The 1207-nt window shown below is 77.4% G+C and carries 1 protein-coding gene; it reads right to left on the bottom strand.

Annotated elements, in window-relative coordinates; translation table 11 throughout:
* Positions 1-41: 41 nt before the first annotated feature.
* Complete coding sequence (locus tag EBN88_RS29935; RefSeq protein WP_147472928.1) at positions 42-1004, bottom strand: hypothetical protein; 963 nt, start codon at positions 1002-1004, stop codon at positions 42-44.
* Between the last annotated feature and the right edge of the window lie 203 nt (positions 1005-1207).

Here is a 1207-nt window from a genome sequence, read left to right as displayed (position 1 = left end):
CCCGCGCCCGGGCGTTCGCCCCGGGCGCGGTCGGCGGCGGGCTACAGCGCGCGGAGCGCGTCCGTGAGGTCGGTGTCCCTGGCGAGGAGGCGGCCCGGGCGTTGTTCGGGCCGGTCGGGCACGGTCACCCGCACCCCCGGGGAGCCGCCCTCCGCCTCCAGCGGCGCCGCCTCAGCCCCCGCGTAGCGGGTCTGCCCCTCCTCGATCTCCTCCCGCAGCCGCTCCAGCGCTGCCTCGGCCGTCGCCTCGTCCTCGGTCACCGCGCACAGCACCGTCGAGGTGTCGTCCGCCGCCTCGGCCCGGTGCCCCACGGCGTAGACCGGCACCTCGGCGCCCTCGGCGGCCTGCACGAAGTCGGCCCGGTAGACCGTCCCCAGGCAGCTGGCCAGGTCGCGGTAGACCTCCTGTTCGGCGAGTGGCTCCCCGACCGCCTCGGTCCTGGACGGGTCGAGCTGTTCGTCGCCCCAGCGGATGCGGTCGTCCTCGACCATCAGCCCCAGGCCACGGTCGTGGTTGACCCAGACGGGACCCGCGTCGGTCTCCCGTTCGGTGAAGCCGTCGGCGGCCAGCGCCTCCCTGATCTCCGCCGCGTCGAAGTCGCCGTCCCACTGCCCGAAGGGCGCCGCGAAGTCGACGGTCACCGTCGTCTCGGCGCGGTCCGGGTCGAGGCCGTAGCGTTCGGCGGGCAGGTCCCTGAGGTTGAGCAGGGGCGTGCCGAGCGCCTCGACGAAGGCGAAGCGCTCGGGGTCCTCGGCGCGCAGCTCGTTGGCGCGGGCCGCGTCCACGAAGGTGAGCCCGGTCGGCGGGGGCGACTCGTAACGCACCTCGCCCAGCGCGGCCAGCAGCTCACCGCCCGGCCCGGCGCGCTCGCTGAGCGTGCAGCCCCCGCCCGCCAGCGCCCCCAGCGCCGCGAGCGCCGTCAGCGCGCCGACACCCCGCGTCGCGCCGGCGCGACGAACTCGCGCCCCCCGCGCCCCGGTTCCGTGAACTTCCACAGCTGACATGGCCAGGAGCGTAGCCGCCCCACCCACCGGCTCATCACCCCGGGTAGTTCTCTCGCCACGGGCGGCAGGCGAGCGGCGCGGCCGCTTCTCGGATGCGCGGCCCCGGCTCCGAGACGGCGCCGCCCCGGCTTTGAGACCGCGCGGCCCCGGCTCCGAGACGGCGCGGCCCCGCCCCCCGCCCACGGCGCGGCCCCGCCGTGGGC

It is taken from the genome of Streptomyces triticirhizae (assembly GCF_003696235.1).
Lineage (GTDB): Bacteria > Actinomycetota > Actinomycetes > Streptomycetales > Streptomycetaceae > Streptomyces > Streptomyces triticirhizae.
Note: the sequence above shows the minus strand (reverse complement) of the source record. Positions and strands in the feature narration are given on the sequence as shown.

Coding starts and splice junctions, on each gene's coding strand:
- EBN88_RS29935 (WP_147472928.1), bottom strand. CDS start 1,004: ATGTCAGCTGTGGAAGTTCACGGAACCGGGGCGCGGGGGGCGCGAGTT.